Origin of the sequence: Aeromonas veronii (assembly GCF_040215105.1) — a bacterium.
In the GTDB taxonomy this organism is placed as follows: Bacteria; Pseudomonadota; Gammaproteobacteria; order Enterobacterales; family Aeromonadaceae; genus Aeromonas; species Aeromonas veronii_G.
In genome coordinates, this window is the sequence record NZ_CP157875.1 from 1,164,153 (window position 1) to 1,179,012 (window position 14,860).

Below are 14,860 nucleotides of genomic sequence, written 5' to 3' on the forward strand. Positions count from 1 at the left end.
GACCCTTGCTCTTTGCCGTCTCTAGGAGATCTTAATGTTGCAACCTTACGCTTGGCGGCGTCAGTTGTGGCGAATGGCGTTCTTCTACGCCCCCTTCGTCTTGGTAGGTTGGTTAATCGATCATCTTGCGCTCTGCCTGCTGGTGGCGACCCTGTTGCATCTGGGCTGGCACTATCGCTTCCAGAAGCGGCTGTCGGACTGGCTGTGGCACGATCGCAGCCTGGTGCCCCCCCATGGCAGCGGCAGCTGGGAATACATCTTCAACGGCATCTACAAACTCCAGCAGCGCCACCGTGCCCGTCGCCGGGAGCTGGCGGGGCTCATTCGTCGCTTCCGGGAAGGGGCCGAGGCGTTGCCCGACGCGGCCGTGGTGTTTCGCACCGATGGCAGCATCCTCTGGTGCAACCGGCTGGCGGAGCAGTTGCTCGGCTTTCGCTGGCCGGAGGATGCGGGACAGCACATCGGCAACCTCATCCGCAATCCCGCCTTCGTCGCGTATCTGGGCAAGGGGCAGTATGACGAGCCCTTCGAGATGCACTCTCCCATCAACGAGGAGAAGTTTCTCGAATTCCGGATCATGCCCTATGCCGAGGATCAGGCCATGCTGGTGGTGCGGGACGTGACCCGGCTGCGCAGCCTGGAGAAGACTCGCAAGCACTTCGTTTCCAACGTCTCCCACGAGCTGCGCACCCCGCTCACCGTGCTCAAGGGATATCTGGAGATGACCGAGGAGCCACCGCCCCCCGCCATGTGGGCCAAGGCTCACAAGGTCATGATGGAGCAGACGATCCGCATGGATAACCTGGTCAATCAGCTGCTCACCCTGTCGCGCATCGAGGCGGCGCCGACCGTGGATCTCTCTCATTTGGTGGACATGCCCGCCATGCTGGGCCTGCTGGAGCAGGAGGCGAGGGCGCTCTCGGGGGAGGCTGGGCACCGACTGGTGTTCAACGTGCAGCCGGATCTGTTCGTGCGAGGGGACAGGGATCAACTGCGCAGTGCCGTCTCCAACCTGGTTTACAACGCCATTCACTATACCCCGGCGGGTCGTCAGATCACCGTGGAGTGGCGCAAGCAGGGGGCCATGGCGCTGTTCGTGGTAGCGGACGAGGGGGAGGGGATAGCCCCCGAGCACCTGACCCGGCTCACCGAGCGGTTCTACCGGGTCGACAAGGCCCGCTCCCGTCATACCGGCGGCTCTGGGCTCGGCCTTGCCATCGTCAAGCATGCCTTGAGTCATCACGATGCCCAGCTCGAGATAGAGAGCCGGATTGGCAAGGGCAGCCGCTTCAGCTTCCTCATCCCTGCCCGCATGGTGGTGATAAAATAAGCTTGTTTTGCAATGGGTTAGCATCAATGAAAGGGCCGTGTTCACGGCCCTTTCTCATGGGATAAAATCCCTGCCATGTCATCAAAGTGTCACATTAAATCCATAAATTTGTCATTGCCAGCCCAGATACTGGCGCCGTCTTAAAGAACGGACCTTCTGCAACGTTGAAGAGGAGGGGACGGTTTGAAACTCAACAATCCGGCTGATGCAATCGGGTTGATCACGGCAAGACAGTGTTTATCGGCGCCATGTATTGGCAAAGCCTTGTGTAACTTTGGAGAGATTGGATGAAACTCAACAAACTGGCTGGTGTAATCGGATTTACCGCAGCAACCCTGTTTTCTGTCAGCGCATTGGCTGCCGGTGTGGATAAAGATCTGCCGGATTACACTCCGACCAGCGGCATCTCGGGCAACCTGTCCTCTGTCGGCTCTGACACCCTGGCCAACATGATGACCCTGTGGGCCGAAGAATTTAAGCGCATGTACCCGAACGTCAACGTGCAGATCCAGGCCGCCGGTTCCTCTACCGCGCCCACTGCCCTGACCGAAGGTGTTGCCCAGTTTGGCCCCATGAGCCGTGCCATGAAGGCCGGTGAAGAAGAGGCCTTCGAGAAGCGTTACGGTTACAAGCCCACCGCCATCCGCGTCGCCGTCGATGCCCTGGCCGTGTTCGTCAACAAGGACAACCCCATCAAGGGGCTGACCATGCCGCAGATCGACGCCATCTTCTCCAGCACCCTCAAGTGCGGCGAAGCCAAGGCCGCCACCAAGTGGGCAGACCTGGGTCTGGATGGCAGCTGGTCTTCCAAGGACTTGCAACTGTTCGGTCGCAACTCCGTCTCCGGTACCTACGGCTACTTCAAGGAGCACGCCCTGTGTAACGGCGACTTCAAGAGCGGCGTGAACGAGCAACCGGGTTCTGCCTCCGTGGTGCAGTCCGTCTCCTCCTCCCTGAACGGCATCGGCTACTCCGGTATCGGCTACGTCACCTCCGGTGTACGCGCCGTCCCGCTCTCCAAGGATGGCAAGACCTTCATCGAAGCCACCTCGGACAACGCCATCACCGGCAAATACCCGCTGTCGCGCTTCCTGTACGTCTACGTGAACAAGCACCCGAACAAACCCCTCGCCCCGATGGAGCAGGAGTTCGTGAAGATGATGCTGTCCAAGGCGGGTCAGACCATAGTGGCGAAAGACGGCTATGTGCCGGTACCGTCCAAGGTGGTGCAGGCCGACCTGAAGAAGCTGGGTATCATGTAATCCATACCCGCTGCGACCTTGCAGACAAACGAGCCCCAGGTGGGCTCGTTTTTATTTTGGCGTGACGAGATTTTTGGTCGCAACTCCTGATGAGCAGACTTGCACCCCGGGTCGGCATTTCCGAAAATAGGGGCAACTTCATGATCAAGGATCCCTTCATGCGTGCCTCTTCTCTCTCCCCGTTTGGCCTGGTGGCTCTGTGCAGCGCCCTGTTGGCCGGCTGTGCCCAGTCGCCGACCGGTCGCAACCAGATGCTGCTCTTCTCCCCCCAGCAGATGAATCAGCTGGGTGCCGACTCGTTCGAGGAAATGAAGAAGCAGGAGAAGGTGAGCACGGATGCCCGGATGAATGCTTACGTCTCCTGCGTGGCCAAGGCGGTGACCGCCCAGGTGCCCGCCAGTTACGGCATCACCAGCTGGGAGGTGGTGGTGTTTGATTCCAAAGAGGTGAATGCCTTCGCCCTGCCCGGCGGCAAGATAGGGGTCTACAGCGGCCTGCTCAAGGTAGCCAAGAATCAGGATCAGCTCGCCACCGTCATCGGCCACGAGTTGACCCACGTACTGGCTCAGCACTCCAACGAACGCCTCTCTCGGGATCAGCTGACCGGCATCGGGCTGGCGGCGGCCGATGTGGCGCTCGGCGCGAGTGGCAGCAGCTATGGTGGTGCCACCATGGCGGCCCTCGGGCTTGGCGTCCAGGTGGGCATTACCTTGCCGTACGGCCGCGAGCAGGAGAGCGAGGCGGATCGTCTCGGGCTGGCGCTGATGGCCAAGGCTGGCTTCGATCCGGCGCAGGCCATCCCCCTGTGGCAAAATATGAGTGCCGCCTCCGGTGGCAAGGCGCCTCCCCAGCTGCTCTCCACCCACCCGAGCGATGCCAGCCGCATCGCCGAGCTGCAGGCCCAGCAGGCCGAAGTGCAGCCCTTGTATCAGCAGGCGAGAGCCTCCGGCCTGGCCCCCCAGTGCAAGGCATAAGCCTGCGCCTCGCACGGCCCGCCGATGCCGCCGCCATGACGGTGATGCAACGGGCCAGCTGGTTGGCTGCCTATGGCGATATGCTGGGGGAAGATGCTCTGGCCCGGCTGGCGGTTACCGATCATCTGCAGATCTGGCAGCATCGTTTGGCCGGCGCCGGCCCCCAGCCCATGCTGATCTGCCAACACGAAGTGGTCATCGGTCTGCTCTACTGGCAGCCCGTGCGGGAGGAGGTGATGACTGCCCGCATCTGCGCCCTCTATCTGCATCCTGCCCATTGGCGCCAGGGTTATGGCAAGCGGCTGTGGCAGGCGGTGGCGGTGCAAATGCGACGATCCGGCTGCGAATGCGTCAAACTGTGGCTGCTTGATGGCAACCGGATAGGCGAGGGCTTCTATCAGCGTCGCGGCTTCGTGTTCGACGGGCAGGAGCGCACCCTCACCAGCCTGGGTCAGCCCTGCCTGCAGCGGCAAATGTCCCGTTTGCTTTGAGCTGGCTCCCGTTTTTGACCTCCCATTGCTTTATTTTTTCTGCGAATTAATACAATGTCCCCCTCTGGAATGGCTGGTCCGGTTCGTCGGCAAGGGAGTGTGGGCATGTATTACGGTTTTGACATTGGTGGCACCAAGATAGCCTTCGCGGTGTATGACGGCGGGTTGAATCTCTGTCACGAGGAGCGCATGAGCACCCCGGGGGATGACTATCCGGGGTTGCAGCAGCTCATCCGCAGCCGGGTGCTGGAGGCGGATGCCCGCTTCGGCGCCAAGGGGGTTGTTGGAATAGGCTTTCCCGGCATCCTCAACCGGGACGACAAGAGCATAGTGGCGGCGAACCTGCCCGCCATCCATGGCCGTCACCTGGGGGCTGACTTGACCGAACTGCTGGGACGCACCGTCCGGGTGGATAACGATGCCAACTGCTTCCTCTGGTCCGAAGTGCATCAGGGGGCCGCGGCCGGTGCGCAGAGTGCACTGGGCATGACCATAGGCACCGGCATCGGGGGTGCCGTCTATCTGGCCGGCCAACTGATCCAGGGCCGCAACTGGCTGGCGGGAGAGATAGGCCACTACCCGCTGCCCGCTACCATTCTGATGAAGTATCCCGACCTGCCGCGCCCCCGCTGTGGCTGTGGTCGGTTGGTCTGTTTCGAAACCTATGCGTCCGGTACTGGCCTCGAGCGTCTCTACCACCACTTCCACGGGGAGCGTGCCAGCGGTCATCAGATCGTCGCCCGCTACGAGGCGCACGAACCGAGCGCCCTGACCACTATCGACTGCTGGCTGGAGATCCTGGCGGCAGGGCTTGCCACCGCCATCTCGGTGCTCGACCCCGAAGTGGTGGTGCTGGGCGGCGGCCTCAGTGGTCTACCGGCGCTGTATGAACAACTGCCCCGGCGCCTGCCCGGCCACCTGCTGCCCGGGGTTGCCCTGCCAGCCATCCGTCAGGCCCGCTTCGGTGGGGCAGGCGGAGTGCGCGGCGCGGCTTTGCTCAATTTATGAGATCAGACACAGGGTCTGATCTCCCCTGAACAAGGAGTCATCATGACCCGTCTTGAAATCTGTATCGACAATCTGGAATCCCTGTTTACCGCCCAGCAGGCCGGCGCGGATCGCATCGAGCTCTGCTCTGCGCTGGGTCTGGGTGGTCTGACGCCCTCTTACGGTTTCATGCAGCAGGTGGTGCGCCATGCCACCATCCCCGTCTACGCCATGATCCGCCCCCGTGCCGGGGATTTCTGCTTCAGTGCCTTTGAATTCGAGATCATGCTGCAGGACATCGCAGCCGCCCGTGCCGCCGGTTTGCAGGGCGTCGTGGTGGGTCTGCTGGACGAGGCGGGACGGGTGCCCGCAACCCTGCTCAAGCAGTTGGTGGACGCGGCCGGCCCCCTCGGCGTCACCTTCCATCGCGCGATTGACCTTTGCTCCGACTGGCGTGCCGACCTCGAAACCATCGTCGACGCAGGCTGTGAGCGGATCCTGAGTTCGGGCCATGCTCCCACTGCGCTCGCGGGGCTCGAGACCCTGCAGGCGATGCAGCAGGCCTTGGCCGGACGCGCCAGCCTGATGCCGGGAGCCGGGGTCAATGCCGACAATGTGCGCACCATTCTCGAGTTTACCGGCGTGGACGAGGTGCACATGTCCGGTATGGGCTGGCGTGGCGGCATGGTGCCCCACGGCGTCAACATGGGTACCTCGGACGATGGCCGGGTCAATATCACAGACGGTGCCAAGGTGGCGGTGGTGCGGGCTTTGCTGGACCAAGCCTGAGTATAGGTGCGGCGCCGTGGCATGGTGCCGCTCCCTGTCAGCGTCAACATGGGTACCTCGGACGATGGCCGGGTCAATATTACCGATGGCGCCAAGGTGGCGGCGGTCAGGGCTCTGCTGGATCGGGGTTGCACCCGGGCATTGCCGGATCAGTCTGCCCCGCATGTGTGAGCGCTCTCCCACGGGCAGGGAAATCGCCGTGGACGCTGGCAGCACCCCGAGAAAAAGTCTGATATCATCCCGTCTCTTTTATTACCTGGATCTGGAGCTACATCTCAATGTCCCAATACGACTCTATCGAACAGAAGGCCAGCTACGGCATCGGCCGCAACATGGGTGATCAGCTGGCGCAGCAAGCTTTCGCCGGTCTGGATATCCCGGCCCTGCAGCAAGGTCTGGCTGATGCCCTGAACGGTCTGGAGTTCGCGGTCAGCCGTGACGATATCAACGATGCCTTCCAGGTCATCACTACCCGCATGCAGGCCGAGCAGGAAGCTGCCGCCAAGGCTGCCGCCGCCGATGGCGAAGCCTTCCTGGCCGACAACGCCAAGCGTGCCGGTGTGAACGTGACCGACTCCGGTCTGCAGTACGAAGTCATGGTCGAAGGCAATGGTGCCGTCCCGGTTGCCGGTCAGTCCGTCCGTGTGCACTACCACGGCACCTTCACCCACGGTGGCGTGTTTGACAGCTCCGTCGCCCGTGGCGAACCGGCCGAATTCCCGGTCACTGGCGTCATCGCCGGCTGGGTTGAAGCACTGCAACTGATGCCGGTTGGTTCCAAGTGGAAGCTCTACATTCCGCAGGATCTGGCCTACGGTGCCCGTGGTGCTGGCTCCATCCCGCCGTACTCCGCTCTGGTATTCGAAGTGGAGCTGCTGGACATCCTGTGATCCGGTAACTCTGCACTGACAAACGGCGACCTCTGGGTCGCCGTTTGCTTTTGTGTTCGTCTCGCGTGGTGGGCAGGCTGGGTCATGGGCAAGTGGATCCGTTTTGGATATATAGTCAGAGCGTCTTCAGGGAGATCCCCATGGCTGCCATCATCGAAGTCATCGACCTTATCAAGCACTTCCCCGGCGTCAAGGCGGTGGACGGGCTCAGCTTTGCCATCCCCGCCGGCAGTTGCTTCGGTCTGCTTGGGCCAAACGGCGCGGGCAAAACCACCACCATCGAGTTGCTGGAGGGGATCCTCACCCCGGACAGCGGTCAGATCCTGTTCCATGGCGCCCCTCGCGATGCTGATTATCGCTCCCGCATCGGTATCCAGTTCCAGCACACGGCCCTGCAGGATTTTCTGACGGTGCGCGATACCCTGCGCCTGTTCGCCAGCCTCTATCCCAATCCCTTGCCACGTGACCTGCTCATCGAACTGTGCGCACTCGGCGAGTTTATCGACCGGGACAGCCGCAAGCTCTCCGGCGGCCAGCGTCAGCGCCTGTTGCTGGCCCTGGCGCTGCTCGGGGATCCCGAATTGCTGTTTCTCGATGAGCCAACGACAGGGCTGGATCCCCAGGCGCGTCACCACTTCTGGCAGCGTATCGAGGCCATCAAGGCTCAGGGCAAGACGGTGGTGCTCACCACCCACTACATGGACGAGGCTCAGCAACTGTGCGATCAGATAGCCATCGTCGATCACGGTCATCTGCTGAGCCTGGATACCCCGGCGGCCCTGCTGGCCCGCCACTTTGACGGGGTATTGGTGCGTCTCGCGGATCATCCGGCTCTGGCACAACTGGGGCATCCATTGCAACGGCGTGGGGAACAGGTTGAGTTGACCTGCCCGGATGTGGCGCTCCTGTTGCCCCAATTGCTAAGGCTTGGGGTACCGCTGACCGGCATGCAGGTGCGTTCCCCCAATCTGGAGGATCTCTTCTTGCAACTGACCGGACATAGCCTAAGGAGCGGCGCATGAGCGGATCCCTGAGGCGCATCGGGGCACTGCTCCATGCCCGCAACCTCGAGTTTGTGCGCGATCGGGCCGCACTGGTCTGGAATCTGGCGTTTCCCCTGCTGCTGGTGATTGGGTTTTCCCTCCTCTTTTCCGGCCCACCCAAGCCCCTGGTGCAGATGGGCGTGCTGGGGGCGCTGCCTGCCGCCTATCAGCCCCTGAACAAGATTCCGCTGCTCAAGCTCATCCCCTATGGGGACGCAGAGAAGGGGCAGCTCAAGGTGCGCCATCATCAGCTGGACCTGCTGCTCTCACCCACCCGAGGCCAGTATTGGGTCAACCCGGATGCCCCCCAGGGGGCCATGGCGGAGTATTTGCTGCGTCAGGCGATCGGCTTGCCGTTGCAAAAGGAGGTGCTGTCGGGGCGAGCCATCCGCTATGGTGACTGGCTGTTGCCCGGGGTGATCGGCATGAATCTGATGTTCTCCGGCCTGTTTGGGGTCGGCTTCGTCATCGTCCGCTATCGCAAGAACGGGGTGCTCAAGCGACTGAGAGCGACCCCCCTGTCGGCGGCCGAGTTTCTCGGTGCCCAGCTGCTGTCGCGGGTACTGATCACCCTGGTGGTGAGCTTGTTGGTGTTTCTGGTGGCCTATTGGCTGCTGGGGGTGCCTCTGTTGGGCTCGGGCTGGTTACTGCTGCTGATTGCGCTGGTCGGTGGTACCGCCATGGCCTCGCTGGGTCTGCTCATCGCCGCTCGCCTCCAGAATGAGGAACTGGCGAGCGGCTTGCTCAATCTCATCAGCCTGCCCATGATGTTCCTGTCCGGTGTCTGGTTTTCGCTGGAAGGTTCTCCCCCTTGGTTGCAGGCCATTGGAGCCCGCCTTCCCTTAAGCCAGCTCATCGAGGCTGCCCGCGCCGTGATGCTGGAGGGGGCGGGCTGGCAAGCGGTCGCGGGTGCCTTGGCCCAGGTCGCGCTGTTTGCACTGAGCTGCCTCGTGCTGGGGTCCCTGCTTTTTAAATGGAGCGCAAAATGAAGCTTCTCTGGGGTGTGTTGTTGCTCGCGGCCCTGCCGGTGAATGCGGGCACCTTGCGCTGCAAGAGTGCGCTCCTGACCGAGGGAGATACCACGGCCGAGCTATTGATCCGCTGTGGTCAGCCGATGCTCAAGGAGGACTTGACCCGGTATGAAGAAAATGGCTTTGGGGCCCGCATGACGGTGAAATACGCCGAACGTTGGACCTACAACTTCGGCAAGAACCAGTTCATGCAGTTTGTGACCGTCGAAAACGGCGTCATCACCGAGATTGAAGATGGTCCACGGGGTGGTTGAAGCGCCGCTCATGGGGCTGCTCTTCCCTCTGCCATTATGATCTGGGCCTGCTTTCTCAACCCTTGTCTTCTCTGAAAACTAATCGCTTTCCACCCCCTCAGGGCGTGACACCTCGGTCATCCAGCCTCTGCTTTTTTACCGCAACGTCAGCTGCTCGCCATTGACAAGATGCTCCTCCCATTGGGGCATGCCAGCAGAAACATGAGCCTAATGAGTTAGTTGGTCGCAGATCTTGCTGCCCCGTTGTGGTGCGGCCCGATTTTTTTGCAAAAATAATCCTCATGGTATGAAAGGGCTATGGCAGCAGGCTATTTCGGAAATAAGGGTCTATTTTTTATTCATAAGGTGTTTAGCCACCCATTCAAACATTTTGTGCTGCTGCACCACAATTGGGCTGGGTTGCACCGATTGACAGGTTTTTTGAGGGCTGGATAAGCTGCGAAAAGTCGGGAAAAAGAGGGCATCTTGCGAGGTTTTTGATGCCAACTCAGATCAAACCACAGGGAAGAGTGACATGAAGCAGATACACAAGGCAGGTATGGTGATAGTGCTGTCGCTGGCGGCAGCCAATGTTTGGGCCGACGGCACCCTGGATGCGGTCAAGAAGAAAGGGTTCGTACAGTGCGGGGTCGGCGATGGCCTGCCCGGCTTCTCCAACCCGGATGCGAAAGGGACCTGGACTGGTCTGGATGTGGACGTGTGCCGCGCAGTTGCGGCTGCGGTATTTGGCGACGCCAGCAAGGTCAAATATGTCTCCCTCACCGCCAAGGAGCGCTTCACCGCGCTGCAGTCCGGTGAAGTGGATCTGCTCTCTCGCAATACCACCTGGACATTGACCCGGGACGGTTCTTTGGGGTTGACCTTTGCCGGGGTGAACTACTACGACGGTCAGGGGTTCCTGGTCAAGCAGTCCCTCGGGGTCAAGAGTGCCAAGGAGCTGGATGGGGCCGCGGTCTGCATTCAGTCCGGTACCACCACCGAGCTGAACCTGGCGGACTACTTCCGCGCCAATGGCGGCATGAAATACACCCCGGTGGTGTTTGACACCTCGGATCAGACCGTGAAAGGGTTTGAAGCCGGTCGCTGCGACGTCCTGACCTCGGATCAGTCCCAGCTCTACTCCCTCAAGATCAAGCTGACCAAGCCGGAAGAGGCGCTGGTATTGCCGGAGGTCATCTCCAAGGAGCCTCTGGGCCCGGCGGTGCGTCAGGGGGATGATCAATGGTTCAAGGTGGTACGCTGGAGCCTCTACGCCATGCTCAACGCCGAAGAGGCTGGCGTGACCAGCGCCAACGTGGACGAGATGCTCAAGTCCACCAACCCGGACGTCCGCCGTCTGCTGGGGCTGGAAGAGCCCAAGGGCACGGTACTGGGGCTGGATGACAAGTGGGCCTACAACATCGTCAAGCAGGTCGGCAACTACGGCGAGTCGTTCGATCGCAATGTGGGTGCCGGTTCGCCCCTCAAAATTGACCGTGGCATCAACGCGCTCTGGAACAAGGGCGGCCTGATGTACGCACCGCCCATCCGCTGAGTCGATGATTGTTCGGGGGGCCTGGCCCCCCGTTTTCCCCTTGCCTTGGCTTTGTCGGAGTCATCCTTATGGCGTCACATGCATCAAACCATAGGAAGGAACAGGGCCGTTGGTGGTACGACGCCAAGGTGCGGGCACTGGTGTTCCAGTGCCTGGCCATCGTCGCCGTTCTCACGTTTCTGTTTTACATCGTCAACAATGCCCTGACCAATCTGGCCACCCGTGGCATCACCACCGGCTTCGATTTCCTGGGCAATACCGCCGGGTTCGGCATCTTGCAGAGCCTGATCCCCTACGACGAAACCTATACCTTTGGCCGTACTTTTGTCGTCGGCCTGCTCAACACCCTGCTGGTTTCTGTGCTCGGTATCCTGTTTGCGACCCTGCTGGGGTTTGTGCTCGGGGTGGCCCGGCTGTCCAGCAACTGGCTGGTGGCCAAGATAGCCACCGTTTATATAGAGACCTTTCGCAACATACCGTTGCTGCTGCAGATCTTCTTCTGGTACTTCTCGGTGTTGCGCACCCTGCCATCCCCGCGCCAGAGCGTGGAGCTGGGTGAGCTTGCCTTTCTCAATGTGCGGGGTCTCTATCTACCCAAGCCCCTGTTTGAAGAAGGATTTGGCTATGTACTCTGGGCCCTGCTGCTGGCATTTTTCATCAGCTGGGGCCTGCGTCGCTGGGCTAGGCGCCGCCAGGAGCTGACCGGCAGGATATTCCCGATCTGGAGCTGCACGCTGGGGCTCATCCTATTGTTGCCCTTCATCACTTTCCTGCTGGTGGGGAGCCCGCTTGGCTGGAGCATCCCTGTCTTGCAGGGCTTCAACTTCCGGGGTGGCCTGACGGTGTTGCCGGAGCTCGCGGCGCTGCTGCTGGCGCTCACCATCTATACGGCGGCCTTCATCGCCGAGATAGTGCGTTCCGGCATTCTCGCCATCAGCAAGGGCCAGACGGAGGCGGCTTCCGCTCTGGGGCTGTCGCCCACCAAGACCCTGCGATTGGTGGTCATTCCCCAGGCGATGCGGGTCATCATTCCGCCGCTCACCAGTCAGTATCTCAATCTCACCAAGAACTCGTCGCTGGCTACCGCCATCGGTTATCCGGATCTGGTCTCGGTATTCATGGGCACGACCCTCAACCAGACCGGGCAGGCAATCGAGGTGATTGCCATGACCATGGGGGTCTATCTCCTCATCAGCATCAGTACCTCAATCCTGATGAATATCTACAACCGCCGGATGATGCTGGTCGAACGCTAGGGAGGCGTTATGTTTGTCAATGAAATGCAAGAGGCACTGCCTCCCCCCAGCAACAGACGTGGTGTGTTGGCCTGGCTTAGGCAGAATCTGTTTCCCAATTGGTGGAGCAGCCTATTGACCCTGGTGTTGGCCTATCTGCTGCTGCCACTGCTCTGGTCGGCGCTGGACTGGGCGCTGTTTTCCGCCACCTGGCAGGGGAGCGGCCGCGCCGACTGCACTCAGGAAGGGGCCTGCTGGATCTTCATCGAGAGTCGGCTCGGGCAATACCTCTACGGTTTCTATCCGGTGGATCAATATTGGCGCATCAATGTGGCCTTCATCGGTCTGGCGGTGCTGCTGGCACTGCTCATCTGGCCACGTACCCCTCGCAAGGGTTGGCTTGCACTCTTTACCCTGCTGGTGTTCCCCGTCATCGCCTTCCTGCTGATCCACGGCGGTGCCGGCCTTGCGGTGGTGGAAACCAATCGCTGGGGCGGGCTGATGCTGACCCTGGTGCTGGCAGTGGTGGGGATTGCGGCGGCGCTGCCCCTCGGGATCCTGCTGGCCCTGGGGCGACGCTCCCACATGCCGGTGATCTCCAGCCTCTCCACCGTCTATATCGAGTTCTGGCGGGCGGTGCCGCTTATCACTGTGCTGTTCATGGCCTCCGTCATGTTGCCACTGTTCATGACAAGCCAAGTTGAGCTGGACAAGCTGCTGCGGGCGCTCATCGGCATCATTTTGTTCCAGTCAGCCTATGTGGCCGAGGTGGTGCGGGGCGGGTTGCAGGCGATCCCCAAGGGGCAGTATGAGGCGGGGGAAGCCCTCGGGCTCTCCTACTGGAAGGTGATGGGTCTCATCATCATGCCCCAGGCCCTCAAGATCACCATCCCTTCTCTGGTGAACACCTTCATCTCGTTGTTCAAGGACACCAGCCTGGTGCTGATCATCGGTCTGTTTGACTTGCTCGCCATCTCCAAGGTGGCGCTGGCCGATCCGGCCTGGCTGGGGTTCTCTACCGAGGCCTATGTGTTCATCGCCATGGTCTTCTGGATGTTCTGTTTTGGCATGTCCCGTTACTCCATCTATCTGGAACACAAACTCAACACGGGTCACAAGCATTAGGAGTGGTTTCAATATGACAAAGGATGCAGGGATAGCCCTTAACAGCCCCTCTCATAAAGCATATGGGGTGCAGGTATCAGGAGTAGCTTCAAAATGACAACAGACACCGTGGTCGCGCTCAAGGATGTCAACAAGTGGTATGGCGAGTTTCATGTGCTGCGAAACATCAACCTGCAGGTGGGGAAGGGGGAGAAGATCGTCATCTGCGGGCCATCGGGTTCCGGCAAGTCCACCATGATCCGCTGCATCAACCGGCTGGAGGAGCATCAGAGCGGCGACATCCTGGTCAAGGGGACGGCACTCACTTCGGATCTCAAGAACATCGAGACGGTACGCCGGGAAGTCGGCATGGTGTTCCAGCACTTCAACCTTTTCCCCCACCTGACGGTGCTGGAAAATTGCTGCCTGGCCCCAATCTGGGTCAAACAGCTGCCGCGCAAGGAGGCTGAGGAGATCGCCATGAACTTCCTGCGCCGGGTCAGGATCCCGGAGCAGGCCCTGAAGTACCCGGGGCAGCTCTCCGGCGGTCAGCAGCAGCGGGTGGCCATCGCCCGCAGCCTCTGCATGAATCCGCAGGTGATGCTGTTCGATGAACCCACTTCGGCACTGGATCCCGAGATGGTGCGCGAGGTGCTGGATGTGATGGTGGAACTGGCTCATGAAGGGATGACTATGCTCTGCGTCACCCACGAGATGGGCTTTGCCAAGCAGGTGGCGGACCGGGTGATCTTCATGGACCGCGGCCAGATCATCGAGGAGAACGTGCCGGATCAGTTCTTCGACAATCCCCAGTCGGATCGTACCAAGCTGTTCCTCTCCCAGATACTGCAGCACTGAGCCCGTTCCCCGTCATGAAAACGGCCCGCGCGCGATGAGCGGCGGGCCAAAATGTTCATGGAAGCAGACTACAGATGGAAAGGAGTATGTCAGCCAGGCAACAGGGCCGTGGTGCGCAGATCCCGCACCGCCAGGTTGATCTGCCGGGCCAGCCGCAAGGCCTGATGGCAGCTCAGCGTCTTCAAATCGATGGCTCCACCGCTGAATTCGAATCGCCCCAGCGCCTCTATCATGAAGCTACCGTGGTGGAAGCTCTTGATATAGCGGGCAATCTGGCGAGGAGACAACTGCTTGAACACCTTCATGGTAAAACACCCCGTTGCTTGGACAGGGCACACTATGCCGCCATCCCGTGACACTAATGTGACATCTTATGGAGTTTCGTATGAATTCGGTTTTCCCTGATCTCGATGATGGCAAACAAAGTGTCCGACTCATGTAAAAGTTGTGCTCGGGTGGGGGGCATGCCCGATATACTGCGGCTCACTGGATGATTGCAACAAGGTGTCTCGTGTGGAGTGGGTGGACATAGTAGATGAGCAGGACCGCGTGATCGGGGTTGCCGATCGGGCCAGGGTGCGGCGGGAGAACCTGCGCCACCGCGCCAGCTATATCCTGGTGCTGGACGATGAGGATCGCATCCTGGTGCAGCGGCGTACGCTCGGCAAGGATTTCTGTCCCGGCATGCTGGATGCCTGTGCCGGCGGCGTGGTGACCACGGGGGAGGCGATGGAGCCGAGCGCCCGGCGGGAGCTGGCGGAGGAGCTCGGGATCCTGGACGTACCGTTGCAAAGTTTTGGCACCTTCTATGCCGAGGGGGAAGGGCAGGACCATGGCTGTGCTTACCGGGTCTGGGGCGGGCTGTTCAGCTGCCGTTATCAGGGGCCCTTGCAACTGCAGGCGGAAGAGGTGAGCGCCGTCTACTGGATGAGCCTGGCCGAGATAGCGCTGCGGGCCGATGAGTTTACCCCGGATTCTCTACTGGCGGTGTCAACCTGGCAGGCGCGCCGTTAGCGCCGGGTTGCTACGAGAGCAAATTACACTCTCACGCTTCTTCCTACCGCCATCCCTGCGGAGC

General features: G+C 60.7%; 17 protein-coding genes. 16 read left to right on the forward strand and 1 reads right to left on the reverse strand.

Features of this window, described 5'->3' with window-relative positions; genetic code table 11:
* Positions 1 to 34: 34 nt before the first annotated feature.
* From phoR to ABNP46_RS05600, 15 genes are all read left to right on the forward strand, one after another.
* Positions 35 to 1,330 carry a phosphate regulon sensor histidine kinase PhoR gene (phoR, locus tag ABNP46_RS05530; RefSeq protein WP_349921423.1) on the forward strand — a complete coding sequence of 432 codons (1,296 nt, stop codon included), beginning with the start codon at positions 35 to 37 and terminating at the stop codon, positions 1,328 to 1,330.
* Between the two features lie 287 nt (positions 1,331 to 1,617).
* Positions 1,618 to 2,592 carry a PstS family phosphate ABC transporter substrate-binding protein gene (locus tag ABNP46_RS05535; protein ID WP_349921424.1) on the forward strand — a complete coding sequence of 325 codons (975 nt, stop codon included), beginning with the start codon at positions 1,618 to 1,620 and terminating at the stop codon, positions 2,590 to 2,592.
* A 158-nt stretch (positions 2,593 to 2,750) separates the two neighbouring features.
* Entirely contained in the window at positions 2,751 to 3,566 is an 816-nt protein-coding gene (locus tag ABNP46_RS05540) for a M48 family metallopeptidase (protein WP_349921425.1), read from the forward strand.
* Positions 3,554 to 4,057, forward strand: coding sequence for a GNAT family N-acetyltransferase (locus ABNP46_RS05545; protein WP_349921426.1), 504 nt, complete (start codon positions 3,554 to 3,556; stop codon positions 4,055 to 4,057). The genes ABNP46_RS05540 and ABNP46_RS05545 overlap by 13 nt, the downstream gene beginning before the upstream one ends.
* Positions 4,058 to 4,162: 105 nt before the next feature.
* Complete coding sequence (locus tag ABNP46_RS05550) at positions 4,163 to 5,065, forward strand: ROK family protein (protein WP_349921427.1); 903 nt, start codon at positions 4,163 to 4,165, stop codon at positions 5,063 to 5,065.
* A gap of 42 nt (positions 5,066 to 5,107) precedes the next feature.
* Positions 5,108 to 5,833, forward strand: coding sequence for a copper homeostasis protein CutC (locus tag ABNP46_RS05555; protein ID WP_349921428.1), 726 nt, complete (start codon positions 5,108 to 5,110; stop codon positions 5,831 to 5,833).
* Between the two features lie 21 nt (positions 5,834 to 5,854).
* Positions 5,855 to 6,004, forward strand: coding sequence for a hypothetical protein (locus ABNP46_RS05560; RefSeq protein WP_349922612.1), 150 nt, complete (start codon positions 5,855 to 5,857; stop codon positions 6,002 to 6,004).
* 107 nt (positions 6,005 to 6,111) lie between these two features.
* Entirely contained in the window at positions 6,112 to 6,723 is a 612-nt protein-coding gene (locus ABNP46_RS05565) for an FKBP-type peptidyl-prolyl cis-trans isomerase (protein WP_349921429.1), read from the forward strand.
* Between the two features lie 140 nt (positions 6,724 to 6,863).
* Positions 6,864 to 7,745: an ABC transporter ATP-binding protein gene (locus ABNP46_RS05570; RefSeq protein WP_349921430.1), complete on the forward strand. Its 882-nt coding sequence runs from the start codon at positions 6,864 to 6,866 to the stop codon at positions 7,743 to 7,745.
* Entirely contained in the window at positions 7,742 to 8,755 is a 1,014-nt protein-coding gene (locus ABNP46_RS05575) for an ABC transporter permease (RefSeq protein ID WP_349921431.1), read from the forward strand. The genes ABNP46_RS05570 and ABNP46_RS05575 overlap by 4 nt, the downstream gene beginning before the upstream one ends.
* Complete coding sequence (locus ABNP46_RS05580) at positions 8,740 to 9,051, forward strand: DUF2845 domain-containing protein (RefSeq protein WP_349921432.1); 312 nt, start codon at positions 8,740 to 8,742, stop codon at positions 9,049 to 9,051. Before ABNP46_RS05575 ends, ABNP46_RS05580 begins: the two co-directional genes overlap by 16 nt.
* 514 nt (positions 9,052 to 9,565) lie before the next feature.
* On the forward strand, positions 9,566 to 10,585 hold the full coding sequence (locus ABNP46_RS05585) for an amino acid ABC transporter substrate-binding protein (protein WP_349921433.1): 1,020 nt from the start codon (positions 9,566 to 9,568) through the stop codon (positions 10,583 to 10,585).
* A 68-nt stretch (positions 10,586 to 10,653) separates the two neighbouring features.
* Complete coding sequence (locus tag ABNP46_RS05590; RefSeq protein ID WP_349921434.1) at positions 10,654 to 11,841, forward strand: amino acid ABC transporter permease; 1,188 nt, start codon at positions 10,654 to 10,656, stop codon at positions 11,839 to 11,841.
* A gap of 9 nt (positions 11,842 to 11,850) precedes the next feature.
* Positions 11,851 to 12,945, forward strand: coding sequence for an amino acid ABC transporter permease (locus ABNP46_RS05595; RefSeq protein WP_349921435.1), 1,095 nt, complete (start codon positions 11,851 to 11,853; stop codon positions 12,943 to 12,945).
* 93 nt (positions 12,946 to 13,038) lie between these two features.
* A complete protein-coding gene (locus ABNP46_RS05600) occupies positions 13,039 to 13,782 on the forward strand; it encodes an amino acid ABC transporter ATP-binding protein (protein ID WP_349921437.1) in 744 nt (247 codons plus the stop codon).
* 89 nt (positions 13,783 to 13,871) lie between these two features.
* Here ABNP46_RS05600 and ABNP46_RS05605 read toward each other — a convergent pair whose 3' ends face one another.
* Positions 13,872 to 14,087, reverse strand: a complete 216-nt coding sequence (locus ABNP46_RS05605) for a DUF1107 family protein (RefSeq protein ID WP_349921438.1) — start codon at positions 14,085 to 14,087, stop codon at positions 13,872 to 13,874.
* Positions 14,088 to 14,295: 208 nt separating this feature from the next.
* On the opposite strand from ABNP46_RS05605, the gene yfcD reads away from it, so the two are divergent.
* A complete protein-coding gene (gene yfcD / locus ABNP46_RS05610; protein ID WP_349922395.1) occupies positions 14,296 to 14,796 on the forward strand; it encodes an NUDIX hydrolase YfcD in 501 nt (166 codons plus the stop codon).
* The last annotated feature ends 64 nt before the right edge of the window (positions 14,797 to 14,860 follow it).

Bases quoted from the DNA above. Each gene is read 5' to 3' on its own strand.
- ABNP46_RS05600 (WP_349921437.1), top strand. From the start codon at position 13,039: ATGACAACAGACACCGTGGTCGCGCTCAAGGATGTCAACAAGTGGTAT.
- ABNP46_RS05605 (WP_349921438.1), bottom strand. From the start codon at position 14,087: ATGAAGGTGTTCAAGCAGTTGTCTCCTCGCCAGATTGCCCGCTATATC.
- ABNP46_RS05565 (WP_349921429.1), top strand. From the start codon at position 6,112: ATGTCCCAATACGACTCTATCGAACAGAAGGCCAGCTACGGCATCGGC.
- ABNP46_RS05575 (WP_349921431.1), top strand. From the start codon at position 7,742: ATGAGCGGATCCCTGAGGCGCATCGGGGCACTGCTCCATGCCCGCAAC.
- ABNP46_RS05535 (WP_349921424.1), top strand. From the start codon at position 1,618: ATGAAACTCAACAAACTGGCTGGTGTAATCGGATTTACCGCAGCAACC.
- ABNP46_RS05595 (WP_349921435.1), top strand. From the start codon at position 11,851: ATGTTTGTCAATGAAATGCAAGAGGCACTGCCTCCCCCCAGCAACAGA.
- ABNP46_RS05590 (WP_349921434.1), top strand. From the start codon at position 10,654: ATGGCGTCACATGCATCAAACCATAGGAAGGAACAGGGCCGTTGGTGG.
- ABNP46_RS05555 (WP_349921428.1), top strand. From the start codon at position 5,108: ATGACCCGTCTTGAAATCTGTATCGACAATCTGGAATCCCTGTTTACC.
- phoR (WP_349921423.1), top strand. From the start codon at position 35: ATGTTGCAACCTTACGCTTGGCGGCGTCAGTTGTGGCGAATGGCGTTC.
- ABNP46_RS05585 (WP_349921433.1), top strand. From the start codon at position 9,566: ATGAAGCAGATACACAAGGCAGGTATGGTGATAGTGCTGTCGCTGGCG.
- ABNP46_RS05550 (WP_349921427.1), top strand. From the start codon at position 4,163: ATGTATTACGGTTTTGACATTGGTGGCACCAAGATAGCCTTCGCGGTG.
- ABNP46_RS05540 (WP_349921425.1), top strand. From the start codon at position 2,751: ATGCGTGCCTCTTCTCTCTCCCCGTTTGGCCTGGTGGCTCTGTGCAGC.
- ABNP46_RS05560 (WP_349922612.1), top strand. From the start codon at position 5,855: ATGGTGCCGCTCCCTGTCAGCGTCAACATGGGTACCTCGGACGATGGC.
- ABNP46_RS05570 (WP_349921430.1), top strand. From the start codon at position 6,864: ATGGCTGCCATCATCGAAGTCATCGACCTTATCAAGCACTTCCCCGGC.
- ABNP46_RS05580 (WP_349921432.1), top strand. From the start codon at position 8,740: ATGGAGCGCAAAATGAAGCTTCTCTGGGGTGTGTTGTTGCTCGCGGCC.